The organism is Lelliottia sp. RD5 (assembly GCF_056032945.1).
The window spans coordinates 429342-444383 of record NZ_JBVYHQ010000001.1; the positions used below are offsets into that span (position 1 = coordinate 429342).

A 15042-nucleotide genomic window follows, 5' to 3' on the forward strand; every position below is an offset into this window, starting at 1 on the left:
AAAAAGAGAGCGGCGTGCGAAACAGGAAACAATTACTCCACATTCAAGGGAATAATGATTACTATTCTCAACAATAAACATGACGAAGCGATGACTTCGTCTCAAGGAAGCATTGTCGGCATTACACATTTTTTATCAAAGGGAGTCGTCATGTCATTACGTCATCTGTGCTCGCCGCGTCTGCGTGGTTCACTGCTGTTAGGTTCTTTACTGATCGCGGGTTCGTTCAATGTGCATGCTGCAGAGGAGATACTACGCAAAGCGGTGGGCAAGGGCGCATACGAAATGGCCGTGAGCCAGCAGGAAAATGCCCTGTGGGTGGCCACCACGCAGAGCCGCAAAATGGACAAAGGTGGCGTGGTGTATCGTCTCGATCCCGTCACGCTCGACGTGACGCAGGCGATCCATAACGATCTGAAGCCTTTTGGTGCGACCATCAACAGCAAAACCCAAACTCTCTGGTTTGGCAATACCACCAACAGCGCCGTCACGGCGATTGATGCAAAAACGGGTGAACTGAAAGGCCGTCTGGTGCTGGACGATCGTCAGCGTACCGAAACCGTTAAACCTCTGCAGCCACGCGAGCTGGTGGCGGATGACACCAGCAATACCGTGTATATCACCGGAATCGGCAAAGAGAGCGTGATTTGGGTGGTTGATGGTGAAACGTTGACACTCAAAAACACCATCACCAATACCGGAACGTACAGTACCGGTCTGGCGCTGGATCCGCAGGCAAAACGTTTGTATACCACCAACGCCGACGGCGAACTGGTAACGATCGACACCGCCACTCACAAGGTGTTGAGCCGTAAAAAAGTACAGGACGATGGGAAAGAGCATTTCTACCTGAACCTGAGCCTGGACACGGCGGGGCAACGTGCGTTCCTCACGGATTCCAAACAGCCGGAAGTGCTGGTGGTTAACCTGAAAGATGGCAGCGTACTGGAGAAAATCGCAGCGCCAGAATCGTTGGCCGTGCTGTTTAACCCGACGCGTAACGAAGCGTACGTGACGCACCGTGAGGCGGGTAAAGTGAGCATCATCGACACCAAAACCTATAAAGTCATCAAAACGATTGATACGCCCGTATTCCCGAACAGCCTGGCGCTGTCGCCGGACGGCAAAACGCTGTACGTGACGGTGAAGCAGAAATCGACCCGTCAGCAAGAAGCCACTCAGCCTGACGAGGTGATTCGCATCGTGCTCTAATCGCGCTGTAGCGGTAAAAGAAAAGGGAAGGCATCTGCCTTCCCTTTTTTATTGGTCGTCTAACGCTTAACGCGACGTCTCTTCAACCAGTGGGCCGCCGTGTTGGTCATTTTCGGCCAAGACGGGCGCAGTACTGTGGATCTCATTCACGCGCTTACGCACGCCAAACCAGCCAATGATCAGCAGAACCGCCAGCAGCGGAATAGTCGCAATGGTGTAGGTGCCGTTGGGATAGTCAAAGGCCATCAGCACCAGAACACTGAACAGGAACAGCAGCGTCAGCCAGGACGTGACTGGCGCACCCGGCATCCTGAAGGCCACGTCAGCCGCTTTGCCTTCTTTAATGGCTTTGCGCAGACGCATCTGGCACACCACGATAAAGGCCCAGGAGGCGATAATACCGATGGCCGCCACGTTCAGGACGATTTCAAACACCTGAGAGGGAACCAGATAGTTCAGGAACACGCCGAAAACGTAAACGACCAGCGTCGCCAGAATGCCCGCGTAAGGCACCTGCTGCTTACTCATTTTCGACATAAATTTAGGCGCTGAGCCCCCCATCGACATGGAGCGCAAAATACGCCCTGTGGAATAGAGACCCGAGTTCAGGCTCGACAGCGCGGCGGTCAGCACAACAATGTTCATAATGCTGCCGACGTAGGGCACGCCAAGTTTGGAGAAGAACGTCACGAACGGGCTTTGTCCCGCCTGATAGGCATTCCACGGCAGCAGCAGAACCAGCAGCACCACGGAGCCAACGTAGAACAGGCCGATACGCCAGATCACGCTGTTGATCGCTTTTGGCACCATGGTCTGCGGATCTTTACATTCTCCCGCAGCGGTACCGACCAGTTCGATGGACGCAAAGGCAAAGACCACGCCCTGAACCAGCACCAGCGCCGGCAGCAGACCATGGGGGAAGAATCCGCCGTTATCGGTGATCAAATGGAAGCCCGTCGCATTGCCGTCGAGCGGCTTGCCGCTGCCAAGAAACACCGTACCGACCACCAGGAAAATGACAATCGCCAGCACTTTTACCAGCGCAAACCAGAACTCCATTTCGGCGAACCACTTCACGCCGATCATGTTCATGGTGCCGACAATCGCCAGCGCGCCAAGGGCAAAGACCCATTGCGGTACGTCACCAAACGCGCCCCAGTAGTGCATATAAAGGGCAACCGCCGTGATATCGACAATCCCGGTCATCGCCCAGTTGACGAAATACATCCAGCCCGCGACGTAAGCGGCTTTTTCGCCCAAAAACTCACGCGCATAGGAGACAAAACTGCCGCTGGAAGGGCGGTGTAATACCAGCTCGCCAAGCGCTCGCAGAATGAAGAAAGAGAAAATCCCGCACACCAGATAGACCAGTGCAAGAGCAGGCCCCGCCATCTGCAGACGCGCGCCTGCACCTAAAAACAACCCTGTACCGATAGCACCGCCGATGGCAATCATCTGTACCTGACGGTTGCCCATGGCTTTGTGATATCCCTCTTCGTGAGAGTTCAACCAGCGACGTTTCGCAGCGTGATGATCGGCTGCGTTTTTATTGCTTGTTTTCATTGAGTTACCTGTTTACCTGTCTGAATCATCTTAGGGATGTCCGTACCCGGCAGTGAGCGAACCAAACGATTGCTTCTGCACGGGCACATGCCGCCTTTCCAGTCATTCTGCGTATGGATAAGGCAAAACATGGCGAAGCATCCTACCCGCAATCAATAAGCGAGGCAAAATATTACCAGGCTGAAAGTGATGCAAGTCGAAGGAAATCGTGTGGTCAGAGCAGAAGAGGTAAACAACGTACTGAATTGTGAGTATTTTTTAGACGAAGCATCCGCCTGAGGGGAAATTCATTCATCAGTTGTGCTTAATAGTTGACCACTGACCATTTTGGTTACGCAGGGCTTCAACCAGCAAAGTAAACGCGGTTGTGTGCTGGCGACGGCTGGGATAGTAGAGATGATAACCCTCAAATGACGGGCACCATGATTCGAGCACACGCGTCAGTCGTCCATCGGCCAATTGAGCGGCGGCGCTCTCTTCCGGGACGTATGCCAGACCTAGCCCCGCCACGGCAGCATCGAGGCGTTGCGGCAGACTGTTTAACGTCAACTGACCGTCCACGCGCACGCGAATCTCTCGCCCGTCGTGTGTAAATTCCCATGCGTACAATCCGCCCAGGGTCGGCAAACGCATATTGATGCAGCGATGGTGTTCGAGCTGCTCGGGTGTCTCCGGCACGCCGTTTTTGGCGAAATAGGCTGCAGACCCGACGACAGCCATCTGCATATCCGGGGCGATACGTACCGCAACCATATCTTTGGCGATCTGTTCCCCTAAACGCACGCCAGCATCAAAACGGCCGTCGACGATATCCGTCAGGCCGTTATCCACCGTCACTTCGATATTGATGTCGGGATAGTGCGCCATAAAAGATTTCAGCACGGGCCACAGAACGGCAGACATCGCGTGCTCGCCAGCGCTGAGACGAATATTTCCGGCGGGGCGGTCACGTCTGTCTCGCAGCGCCGTCAGTTCCTGTTCGATTTCCAGTAAGTGCGGAGTTAAGCGCATAAGGAGCTGCTCGCCCGCCTCGGTAGGCGCGACGCTGCGGGTGGTACGCGTAAGCAACCGCACGTCCAGACGGGCTTCAAGATTACGCATAGCGTGGCTGAGCGCAGACTGCGAAACGCCAAGCTGTGCGGCGGCGCGGGTGAAACTGCGCTCCCGGGCGACCACTATAAACGACAGCAAATCGTTGAAATTGTCTTTAAGCATGTTGCCACTCCATTTATGAATTCAATTCATGTTTCCTTTCTGATTATGCTCTCTAATCCTGCGCCTGTCTTTGCGCTACTGTTAATGCACTATCCAGACAGGAGGCAGCATGAAAATTATACGTAGCGGTTCATTACCGTCAGTTCGCGGGCCCGAGGCCTGGTTTAGCGGAACGGTGCGTATCGACGCGCCTTTTCAGGCCACGGAGCCTGCGGCTGTTGGCGGAGCGACGGTGACGTTTGAGCCGGGCGCGCGCACGGCGTGGCATACCCATCCGCTGGGACAAACGCTGATCGTGACGCAAGGGCGCGGCTGGTTACAGGAATGGGGAGAAGAGGCGCAGGCGCTGAATCAGGGCGATATCGCGTGGATACCGCCTGGAGTGAAACACTGGCACGGCGCCAGTTCACAGACCGCGATGACGCACATTGCCATCGCCGAATCCGTCAACGGAAGCCCAGTGGACTGGCTGGAAAAAGTGACTGACGAGCAGTATCAGGGGCGTTAACCGCCGAAGACCGCAATCGCCTGCTGCAGACGCGTGGTGCGCTGCGTCAGGTGATTCGCTGCGTTTGTCACATTATCCACCATGCCCGTATTGTTATGGGTCATCGTGCCAATACGGGAAATCGACTCGTTAATCAGCGTCAACGCCAGCGTCTGTTCCTGCGTAGCGTGCCCGATCTCTTTAATCAGCGACGTCACTTGCAGCACGTTGCCAATCATCGCCGTGAGATGCGTTTCAGTTTGTTCCACCATGCTTACACCCGCGTTCACGCTGGCGACGTTTTTCTCGATGAGCGTCTTGATCTCTTTGGCCGCGGAGGCGGAATGCTGCGCCAGATTACGCACTTCGGCGGCGACGACGGCAAAGCCGCGCCCGGCTTCCCCAGCGCGCGCGGCTTCCACGGCCGCATTGAGGGCCAGGATATTGGTCTGGAAGGCGATACGATCAATCACCCCGATGATGTCGACAATCTGGCTGTTGTCTTTTGACACCGACTGCATCATGCCGATGGTTTGCTTCATGGCCGTTTCGCCGCTGTGCGCGCTGGCGCTGGTGCGATCCGCCATTAAAATGGCTTCACCCGCGGTTTGGGCAGTTTGCTCAACGGCGCTGGCAATCTCTTCGACGGCGGCTGCCGTCTGTTGCAGGTCATCCGCCGTCTCTTCTGAACGCGCCTGTAAAGATGCACCTTCTTTTGCGACCTGCTGACTGATCGTACTTATCCCGGCGATTTGTGTACCGACGTCATCGACAAGTGAGCGTAAATTTAAACCTGATTGATTCACCAGACGCATCATCATGCCAATTTCATCGACGCGATCAAAATGGTAATAATCAGCTTTACGCCCGGAAACGACATGTTGCATTTGCCGAACTATCGTTTTGACAGGACGACTGATCTGGGTATTAAGATAAACCCCAAGCAATATAAAGAGTGCAATAAGTCCGCCGCTTTGCATTATCCTTTCGGGGGATATAAAAATGACAAGTAACGACAAAAGGGCGGTAACCCCAATCCCAGCGTTCACTCTTTTTGCCGTGCTCAGTTTTTTAAAGAGTGAAAGGAATGAAAATAAACCCCGGCGAACAACCAACCCTTTATAGAAACGATGACCGTTTAATTCATTATTCCGTACGCGTTCGTAAAGACGTTCGCTGGCTTCTATCTCTGAACGCGGCGGGATATTTCGCACCGAAATGTATCCGGTGAGTGTTTCGTCCTGATACACCGGCGTAACGTTGGCACGAACCCAATAATGGTCGCCGTTACCCCGACGGTTCTTCACAAGCCCTGTCCAGCTCTGGCCCTGCTGCAAGGTAAACCACATGTCACCAAATGCCTCAGGCGGCATATCGGGATGGCGAATCACATTGTGCGGTTCACCAATAAGATGTTCTTCTTTATAACCGCTGGCTTCAATAAAGGCAGAATTAGCGTAGGTAATATGACTTTGTGTATTGGTAGTCGACATAAGCGTCGACTCTTCGTTAAGCAAATACTCGCTTTGTGTAACAGGAGTGTTATTTCTCATGAAAAACTCCATGGTGATGTCAAGAATATAAAAAAGCCGCCCGAAAAATGTTCAGGCAAGACAAAGGTTATTGTTGTGTTTATTACAGCCTGCGCATTCTTCCACAGAATGGGGTGAACAAGAAAGAACCTAAATTAAATATTTTTTATCTATTAAAGTTCTCTTATGTAATAAAAATGCAAACAACGGAATAACCTATTTTAAATGGCAAATGAAATACTCCACTTAAGCCAAATAAGCAGGGGTTTATGGATGCTCGCGACAAAATGGGATATCGACGTGACGTTTCATTAACATTCATAAAACGCTATGATAGTTCAGTACATTTTCTGAACACCCTCGGTCATTCTTGTGAAAATCAATCTTATCGGTACCAGCGGCAGCGGAAAAACGACGTTAGCCAGGCGGCTCGCCGCTGAATTATCACTTCCCTATATCGAAATGGACACCTTGTATTGGCGGCCAGACTGGCAGGGCACACCGGACGATCGGTTTATGATTAAACTGGAAACCGCGTTAAACGCCTCGTCCGGCTGGGTACTGGATGGCAACTATAATCGCACGCGAACCATAAAGTGGCGCGAAGTTGACCTCATTGTGTGGGTGGATTACGGTTTTGCGCGCACGCTATGGCAGGCTGTGAGCCGCGCCGCAAAACGCGCCATGACACAACAGGAGCTGTGGCCTGATACCGGTAATCGTGAAAGTTTCCGCCGCGCGTTCTTTAGCCGCGAGTCGGTGCTGCTGTGGACGATCAAAACCTGGCGCAGCAATCGCGTGCGTTATATCGCGGACATGGAAAATCCAAAGTACGCGCACATCCGTTTTGTGCGCATAACATCGCGTCAGGACGCCGAAAATCTCATCACAGAACTGAAGTCATCCCTCTAGCAGGGCGTTGTATTTCTGATTTTTGGCAAACCAAATGTAAATTAATTGTTTCTCAGAGGTGAAATCGCTCCTTAATAATGACGACATGTTAAGTCAAACGAGAACACAACATGTCCTGGCGAATCAGCATTCTGGATAAAAGCCCCGTCGCGGTGAACGAAACGCCTGCCGATGCGCTGGCGCGCACGTTAAGTCTGGCGAAACAGGCAGAGGCGCTCGGATTTCACCGCTTCTGGATTGCCGAACACCATAACACCGCCCAACTCGCCAGCCCGTCCCCTGAGCTGCTGATTGCCTGGATCCTTGGGCAAACAAAACGTATCCGCGTCGGTTCCGGCGGGGTGATGCTTCAGCACTACAGCCCGTATAAAGTCGCCGAAAATTTCAACGTGCTGGCCTCAATTGCGCCGGGACGCGTGGATTTGGGCGTTGGTAAAGCTCCCGGTGGACTGCCGCTTTCAACGCGCGCGTTGCAGCAGGGCCTTAATCAACAAGAAAAGGGCACATTTGCCGAACAACTGACGCAGCTGAATCACTGGCTTTCACCGGCTGGCGACGCGCAACAGGACGCCGTGCAGGCGACTCCGCTTCCCGCCGTCCCGGCAGAACGATTCCTGCTGGGCGCAAGTGTCGAAAGCGCGCGTCTGGCTGCTCAGCTCGACTGGGATTTTGTCTTCGCCGCGCATCTCAATGGCGATGTGAATCTTCTGCGCGATGTGCTTAAAACCTGGCGTGAAAACAGCGCTCGTCACGCGATGGTGGCTGTTCAGGCGATTGTCGCACCGTCTCAGGCGCAGGCCGATGCCCTGGCCGAAAAAGTCGAAGTGTGGGGTGTGGAGCTGGCCAATGGACAGCGCGTCACCGTCGCCAGTGAGGAGCAGGCCTATGCCTTTGCCCGCCAGGCTGGAAGTGAGCCGTTACGCATTGCCCGTCGTGCGCAATCGTTGATCAAAGGCACAGCCGATTCGGTGCTGGAGCAACTGGACGCGCTGCACCAGACCTATGGAATCGATGAGTTCATTATTGATACGCCTGTCGCAGATGGCAGCGCCCGCACGCAATCCCTGCGTTTGCTGGCGCAGGCAAAATTTGCCGGGGAGGTGTTGGTATGAGCCTCGGAAAACAGCTGATCGACTGGCGACGTGAACTGCATCGCCATCCGGAGCTTTCCGGACAAGAGGTCGACACCACCGCCCGTCTGCGCCAGTGGCTCTCGGCTGCTGATATTAAAATTCTGCCCTACGATTTGCCCACCGGAATTGTCGCTGAAATTGGCAAGGGGAATAAGCAGATTGCCCTGCGTGCGGATATCGATGCGCTCCCCATTGAGGAACGCAGCGGCGTGGCATTTAGCTCGCAAAATCCCGGCGTGATGCACGCTTGCGGGCACGACGTGCACACCAGCGTGATTCTGGGTGCCGCATTACAGCTCAAAGCCCGCGAAGCGGATCTTCAGGGACGAGTTCGGATACTTTTCCAGCCTGCTGAGGAGAACTTTGGCGGCGCGAAAAGCCTAGTGCGCGCGGGGGCGTTGCAGGATGTCAGCGCCATATTTGGGATGCACAACGAGCCCGGTTTACCGGTTGGTGCCTTTGCCACGCGCGGCGGGCCGTTCTACGCCAACGTCGACAGATTCGTTTTCCGCGTCACCGGTAAAGGTGCACATGCGGCGCGACCGCACGAAGGGTCGGACGCCATCGTGCTCGCCAGCCAGCTGGTGACGGCGCTGCAAAGCGTGGCAAGCCGTAACATCAACACCCTGGATTCGGTGGTGCTGAGCGTCACGCGTATCGAGGGCGGAAACACCTGGAACGTCCTGCCAGAAAGCGTTGAGCTGGAAGGCACATTACGCACCCATCGCACTGAAGTTCAACAGAATGTTAAAGCGCGCGTGGGCGAAATCGCCGCCGGGTTTGCCAGCGCCTTTAATGCCCAAATTGATATCACCTGGTATGCCGGGCCAACGGCGCTGGTGAATGACGAACGCTGGGCAGATTTTGCCACCTCAATTGCGCGGGAAACGGGTTACGAAACGCAGCACGCGGACCTGCACATGGGCGGCGAAGATTTTGCCGTCTATTTACAGCATATTCCCGGGGCGTTTGTCAGCATCGGCAGCGCAAGTCCTTTTGGTCTGCATCACCCGGCATTTAATCCTGACGAAGCGTTAATTGAACCCGCGGCACATTATTTCTCGCAGCTTGCAGAAAAAGCGCTACATCACATTTAATTATTAAGAGGTGAATATGTCTGCAACACGACAATTGCGGCTGGGGACCATTTTACATGGGGCGTCCGGAAATATGTCTGCCTGGCGTCATCCCGCTGCGACGGCGGATGCCAGTATTAATTTTAATTTCGTTAAAGATACGGCGTTAAAAGCTGAAGAGGGCAAGCTTGATTTCTTATTTGTCGCTGATGGCCTTTATATTAATGAAAAATCCATTCCGCATTTTCTTAATCGCTTCGAGCCGCTAACCGTATTATCTGCGCTGGCGAGTTTAACGTCGCGTCTGGGATTAGTCGGTACGTTATCGACGTCCTACAGCGAACCCTTTACCGTCGCACGTCAGTTCGCCAGCCTCGATCATTTAAGCAATGGCCGTGCGGGCTGGAACGTGGTGACGTCGCCGCTGGAGGGCTCAGCAAAGAACTTCTCACGCGACAAACATCCCGAGCACGCCCTGCGTTATCGCATTGCCGATGAGTATCTTGATGTGGTGAAGGGCCTGTGGGATTCCTGGGAAGACGACGCTTTTGTGCGTAATAAAGACAGCGGGCAGTTCTTCCACCCTGAAAAATTACATACGCTCGACCATCACGGTGATTTCTTCCAGGTGGCCGGCCCCTTAAATATTGGCCGCACGCCACAGGGACGTCCGATTGTTTTTCAGGCAGGCGCATCCGATGACGGTAAAAAATTAGCGGCGAAACACGCTGATGCCATATTTACCCATCACGAAACGTTAGACGAAGCCAAAGTATTTTATCGCGACGTGAAACAACAGCTTGAATTACACGGACGTCGTGCCGATGAATTACATATATTTCAGGGCGTCAGCGTTATTGTCGGAAAAGATGCTGACGACGTCGAGCAGCAATATCAAACCACGGCTGCGCTGGTGTCCATAAATGATGCGTTGAATTATTTAGGGCGTTATTTCGAACACCATGATTTTAGCCAGTATCCGCTGGATGAACCGTTCCCGGATATCGGAGATTTAGGGCAAAACAGTTTCCGCAGCACTACCGATGAAATCAAACGTAACGCGCGGGAGCGTAACTTAACGCTGCGACAGGTCGCGCTCGAGGCCGCTTCTCCGCGCCCGCGTTTTTCCGGTACGCCGGAAGAGGTGGCCGACGGTTTGCAGCAGTGGTTTGAAGAGTACGCCTCTGACGGGTTCATCATCCAGGGCGGAACGCCAGACACATTCCCGCGCTTTGTCGACCAGGTGGTTCCGGTATTGCAGGCGCGTGGCCTGTTTCGCACAGAATATCCCGGCACAACGCTGCGAGAGAGCCTGGGCTTAGACCAACCGAAAAATCAGTTCACACAACAATAAGAGACACCCGCTATGCAAAAATCATCGCTCGTTCTGGCGCTCGCGCTGGCCTTTACTCCTGCCGTCTGGGCAGAAAATGTGAATATTAACGGCACAGGCGTGAGTCTCGATGCCAATAAAACGCCTGTCAATACGGTGAAAAATCCCCAGGCCATCGCGCAGTTACCCGCCGGTTTACACCTTGCCGTGCCGGGCAAATTTACGGTGGCCATCGCGGGATTAAGTCAGCCGCCATTAACTGTTTTTGCCGATGACAACAAAACGTTAATCGGCAGCGAAGCCGACATCGCGCGTCTGGTGGCCGACAGCCTCGGGCTGGAACTGAATATCGTCCCAACGTCCTGGGAAGACTGGCCGCTGGGGGTAGCGTCCGGAAAATACGATGCCGCGATCAGCAATATTACTGTCACCAAAGAGCGCAAAGAGAAGTTCGACTTCGCCACTTATCGCAAAGATTCGCTCGGTTTTTACGTGAAATCGACCAGCCCGATCAAGCACCTTGAAAAGGCCGAAGACATCGCCGGTCTACGCATCATCGTCGGGTCCGGCACAAACCAGGAGGCGATCCTGCTGGCATGGGACGCCGAAAACCAGAAAAAAGGCCTCAAGCCTTTTACCCCGGTTTATACCAAAGATGATGCCGCCCAAACGCTGGCGCTGCAGTCCGGTCGCGCCGATGCGTTTTTTGGCCCGAACGTCATCGGTGCATGGAAAGCTGCGCTGACGGGTAAAACTAAGCTGGTCGGCAGCGTGGACGGCGGCTGGCCAAAAGCGGCGCATATTGCGGTGACGCTGAAAAAAGGCAGCGGGTTGGCTGAGCCAGTGCAAACGGCGCTCAATGGCGTGATCAAAAATGGTGATTACGACAAAGTGCTGAACCGCTGGGGCGAAGGTGTGGAGCGCATCCCGAGCTCAGAAGTGAACCCGGCGGGATTAGGTGATTAAGGAGTCTTTATGAACGAACTTTTTCGCGACGTTTCACCGGAGGATGGCGATCTTCAGCCCATTATTGACGGGTTATTCGGCGAGTACTCCGCCCGCTACGGCGACTATTTTTCGAAAGATGCAGAAGTGGAACTGACCGAGTGGTATCTGCCACCGCAGGGGCTCTTTATCGTCCTGGAGCGGGACGGCGAGATCGTTGCGATGGGCGCATACAAACCTTTCGATGAGCATACGGCCGAAATCAAACGCATCTAGACCGATAAATCCCTGCGTCAGCAGGGATTGGCTGCGCGAATAGTTCAGGAACTGGAGCGCAGGGCGGTGCTGGCGGGCTACAGCCAGATCTACCTCACCACCGGTTTTCGGCAGCCAGAAGCCGTGAAGCTGTATCTGAGTCAAGGTTATGCGGCCCAGTTTGATCTGAATCGCGATCCGGAAGAGTACAGCCAGCCGCCGTTTGACGGGCGGTTGCGCTTCACGAAAACACTGGTACGCGAAGCGTTCAGTAAAACCGCATGAGGAACGACGATGAACAACGTTGAAACCATCAAAGTGGTCCCGGCGCGCTATCCGTGGCGCACCGTTGGGGCAATCGCTGCGCTGTTTGTGCTGGCGATCGTCGTCCAGTCGGTGGCGTTTAATCCACGCTGGGAGTGGGGCGTGTTCGCACGCTGGTTCTTCAATCCGGTGATCCTTGAAGGCGTCGGTCAGACACTTTTACTCACGCTTATCGGCACCGCGCTGAGCGTGGTGATCGGCGGCATGCTGGCGTTGGCGAGGCTCTCGTCGTCGTGGTTGCTCAGTAGTCTGGCATGGGGATACATCTGGCTGTTTCGTTCGCTGCCGCTGATTGTGGTGCTGATTATTCTTTATAACTTCTCCTATCTGTACGACACGCTGTCGCTCGGCGTGCCGTTCACCGGGATCACCTGGGGGCGTTTCGAAACCATTAATGTTCTGGGGCAATTTTCCACGGCCGTTGTGGGACTGACGCTGGTGCAAAGTGCCTACACCGCCGAAATTATTCGCGGCGGTTTTTTAGGCGTCGACCACGGTCAGTACGAAGCCGCGGCTGCGCTGGGTTTACCCGCATGGCGTCGCACTTTGCGCATCATTCTCCCGCAGGCGCTGCGCACCATTTTACCTGCCGGATTCAACGAAATTATCAGCCTCGCGAAAGGCACGGCGATGGTTTACGTCCTGGCAATGCCGGAACTTTTCTACACCATTCAGATGATCTACAACCGCACTCAGGAGGTGATCCCGCTGCTGATGGTCGGCGCGGTCTGGTATCTGGTTATCACCACCGTGTTGTCGGCCATTCAACACATTGTTGAACGTGGGCTGGCGCGCAGCGAGCGCCGCTCGGCGGTGAATCAATCTCGTACGTCCGGCCGCACCCGTTCCGTCACCACCACACAGGAGCCTATCCATGCCAGCCTCTCCTGAAGGTCATATTTCGATAACAGGCGTCAGTAAATTCTTTGGGCGTCATAAAGCGCTCGATAACGTGTCACTCGAGATCCCACCGGGTTCAGTGACCGTCATTCTGGGGCCGTCAGGTTCCGGTAAATCGACGCTTTTACGCACCATTAACCACCTGGAACGTGTCGATGAAGGGTTTATCCAGATCGACGGTGACTACATTGGCTATCGCCGTCAGGGCGACAAGCTTTACGAGCTGAAAGAGAAAGAGATCCTCAAACAGCGCGTCAACGTCGGGTATGTATTCCAGAATTTCAACCTGTTCCCGCATCTGACGGTGCTGGAGAACCTGATTGAAGCGCCGATTGCGCATAAGCAGCTGAGTCGTAAAGCCGCCGTCGACAGGGCTTACAGCCTGTTGGATGTGGTGGGTCTACGGGATAAAGCCGATGCGTGGTCGCGTCATTTATCCGGTGGGCAACAGCAGCGAATCGCCATTGCCCGTGCGCTGGCCCTGCGACCGCGCGTCATGCTGTTTGATGAACCGACGTCTGCGCTCGATCCGGAACTGGTGGGCGAAGTTCTGGATGTGATCAAAAAACTGGCGCGTTCTGGAACCACGCTGGTCGTCGTAACGCACGAGATCGGGTTTGCGCGCGAAGTGGCAGATCAAATTGTGTTTATGGTGGATGGCAAAATCGTGGAACAGGGCAGCAGCGACGAAGTATTGAATCGACCGTCGCATGCGCGAACGCGTCAGTTCCTGTCAAAAGTGCTGTAAGGAGGGAAAATGAAATATGGATTTCTGGCGCTTTTAGGCGTTGTTTCGGTGAGCCATGCGGGCATTGATTTACAGGCAAACGAACAACCGTTGCCCGTCACCGTCGATCAACAGGCGCTATCTAAGATCCCACACAACTACAAATTTGTGGAGCCAGGGACGCTAACGGTGGCGATTTCAGCCCTCAATTCACCGCCGTTGGCGCTGCTGGCCAGCGACAACCGGACGCGCATCGGCAGCGATCCGGACATTGCGCGTCTGCTGGCGGGGAGTCTCGGCTTAAGGCTTAAGCTGGTGCCCACGGCGTGGGAAGACTGGCCGCTGGGGATCAGCTCCGGTCGGTACGATGTTGCGCTGGTGAATATTGCCGTGACCGAACAGCGTAAGCAAAAGTTTGATTTTGCGACGTATCGCGTCGATTCTCTTGCGTTTTCGGTTAAGTCGACCAGTGGCGTGAAGTCAATCAAAAGCGCCGCCGACCTGGCCGGTAAAAAAGTGATTGTCGGTTCCGGGACGAATCAGGAACGCATTCTGCTGGGCTGGAATGCAGAGAACCAAAAGGCGGGGCTAGAGCCTGCGCTTCCGGTCTATCTGACCGATGATGCCTCGGGTAATTTGTACATTCAGTCCGGCAGGGCGGATGTGTTTTTTGGCCCGCAGTCGGTATCCGCTTATAAAGCGGCGCTCACCGGTAAAACGCGGGTGGTGGGACTGGGGCCGAAAAAAGCCTATGTTGCGACGACCACCAAAAAAGGTAACGAGCTGGTGTATGCCTTGCAGGCCGCGCTTGATGGTGCAATTCAGCGAGGGGAATACCAGAAAGTATTGGCACGCTGGGGTGAACAGGGCGAAGCGGTGGAAAAATCGGAGATCAATCCGCCAGGGATCACCTATTGACGCTGCGCACTTAGTCGATGCGATGACGTACAGACTCTCGTTCGAAACTGCACAAGGTGTTAAAGGCTGATGAAATAATCTGATAACCTGGAATACTACTCATAAAGGAGCCTGAAAATGCCACATGTTGATATCAAATGTTTCCCTCGTGATCTGAATGACGAACAAAAAACGGCGTTGGCGGCGGATATTGCCGAGGTGATTATTCGCCATTTCAACAGCAAAGATGGCTCGGTGTCGGTTGCTTTACAGCAGATTCAGCAGGAAGACTGGAAAGCGAAGGTCTGGGATACGGAGATTGGCCCGAAGCTTGACGAGCTGATTAAGAAGCCGGGTTATTCGATGTAATGCTGGTGTCCTGAAGCCGCCGCCCGGCGGCTTTGTTAATTTGCGAGGCGGCTTCCAGCCATTCTTACTCCCCCTTATTGTTATCACGCGACTTAGCCATCAAACTGACTGTGTTGATGAGGGAATGCCTCCCGACTTTTCAGCGCATCATGTCATTGAGAG

12 protein-coding genes and 2 pseudogenes are annotated in these 15042 nt (G+C 54.2%); 11 read left to right on the forward strand and 3 right to left on the reverse strand.

The window, feature by feature from the left end; all coding sequences use genetic code 11:
• Positions 1 to 150 precede the first annotated feature (150 nt).
• Positions 151 to 1212, forward strand: coding sequence for a 7-bladed beta-propeller protein YncE (yncE, locus tag AC0LWE_RS02250; protein ID WP_219346534.1), 1062 nt, complete (start codon positions 151 to 153; stop codon positions 1210 to 1212).
• Positions 1213 to 1278: 66 nt separating this feature from the next.
• On the opposite strand, the gene ansP is transcribed toward yncE, so the two are convergent.
• Complete coding sequence (gene ansP, locus AC0LWE_RS02255; RefSeq protein ID WP_219346535.1) at positions 1279 to 2775, reverse strand: L-asparagine permease; 1497 nt, start codon at positions 2773 to 2775, stop codon at positions 1279 to 1281.
• A 294-nt stretch (positions 2776 to 3069) separates the two neighbouring features.
• Positions 3070 to 3990, reverse strand: coding sequence for a LysR family transcriptional regulator (locus AC0LWE_RS02260; RefSeq protein ID WP_219346536.1), 921 nt, complete (start codon positions 3988 to 3990; stop codon positions 3070 to 3072).
• A 109-nt stretch (positions 3991 to 4099) separates the two neighbouring features.
• On the opposite strand from AC0LWE_RS02260, the gene AC0LWE_RS02265 reads away from it, so the two are divergent.
• Positions 4100 to 4498 (forward strand): (R)-mandelonitrile lyase, encoded by a 399-nt coding sequence (locus AC0LWE_RS02265; RefSeq protein WP_059178990.1) that lies wholly within the window; start codon positions 4100 to 4102, stop codon positions 4496 to 4498.
• On the opposite strand, the gene AC0LWE_RS02270 is transcribed toward AC0LWE_RS02265, so the two are convergent.
• Positions 4495 to 6030, reverse strand: coding sequence for a methyl-accepting chemotaxis protein (locus tag AC0LWE_RS02270; RefSeq protein ID WP_219346537.1), 1536 nt, complete (start codon positions 6028 to 6030; stop codon positions 4495 to 4497). The two genes, AC0LWE_RS02265 and AC0LWE_RS02270, sit on opposite strands and share 4 nt — an antisense overlap.
• Positions 6031 to 6381: 351 nt before the next feature.
• Between AC0LWE_RS02270 and AC0LWE_RS02275 the strand changes: the two genes are divergently transcribed.
• From AC0LWE_RS02275 to pptA, 9 genes and pseudogenes are all read left to right on the forward strand, one after another.
• The gene (locus AC0LWE_RS02275; protein WP_219346538.1) at positions 6382 to 6921 is read left to right on the forward strand and encodes an AAA family ATPase; all 540 of its coding nucleotides are present in this window, start codon (positions 6382 to 6384) and stop codon (positions 6919 to 6921) included.
• A 110-nt stretch (positions 6922 to 7031) separates the two neighbouring features.
• Entirely contained in the window at positions 7032 to 8033 is a 1002-nt protein-coding gene (locus AC0LWE_RS02280; protein ID WP_219346539.1) for an LLM class flavin-dependent oxidoreductase, read from the forward strand.
• The gene (locus AC0LWE_RS02285) at positions 8030 to 9151 is read left to right on the forward strand and encodes an amidohydrolase (protein ID WP_059178986.1); all 1122 of its coding nucleotides are present in this window, start codon (positions 8030 to 8032) and stop codon (positions 9149 to 9151) included. Before AC0LWE_RS02280 ends, AC0LWE_RS02285 begins: the two co-directional genes overlap by 4 nt.
• 16 nt (positions 9152 to 9167) lie before the next feature.
• A pseudogene (locus tag AC0LWE_RS02290) lies at positions 9168 to 11429 on the forward strand (NtaA/DmoA family FMN-dependent monooxygenase).
• 9 nt (positions 11430 to 11438) lie between these two features.
• A pseudogene (locus tag AC0LWE_RS02295) lies at positions 11439 to 11948 on the forward strand (GNAT family N-acetyltransferase).
• A 9-nt stretch (positions 11949 to 11957) separates the two neighbouring features.
• Entirely contained in the window at positions 11958 to 12878 is a 921-nt protein-coding gene (locus AC0LWE_RS02300; RefSeq protein WP_202666699.1) for an amino acid ABC transporter permease, read from the forward strand.
• Complete coding sequence (locus AC0LWE_RS02305; RefSeq protein ID WP_012017476.1) at positions 12862 to 13635, forward strand: amino acid ABC transporter ATP-binding protein; 774 nt, start codon at positions 12862 to 12864, stop codon at positions 13633 to 13635. Before AC0LWE_RS02300 ends, AC0LWE_RS02305 begins: the two co-directional genes overlap by 17 nt.
• Positions 13636 to 13644: 9 nt before the next feature.
• Positions 13645 to 14532, forward strand: a complete 888-nt coding sequence (locus AC0LWE_RS02310; RefSeq protein ID WP_202666700.1) for a transporter substrate-binding domain-containing protein — start codon at positions 13645 to 13647, stop codon at positions 14530 to 14532.
• A 117-nt stretch (positions 14533 to 14649) separates the two neighbouring features.
• Positions 14650 to 14880 (forward strand): tautomerase PptA, encoded by a 231-nt coding sequence (gene pptA / locus AC0LWE_RS02315; protein WP_131486636.1) that lies wholly within the window; start codon positions 14650 to 14652, stop codon positions 14878 to 14880.
• The last annotated feature ends 162 nt before the right edge of the window (positions 14881 to 15042 follow it).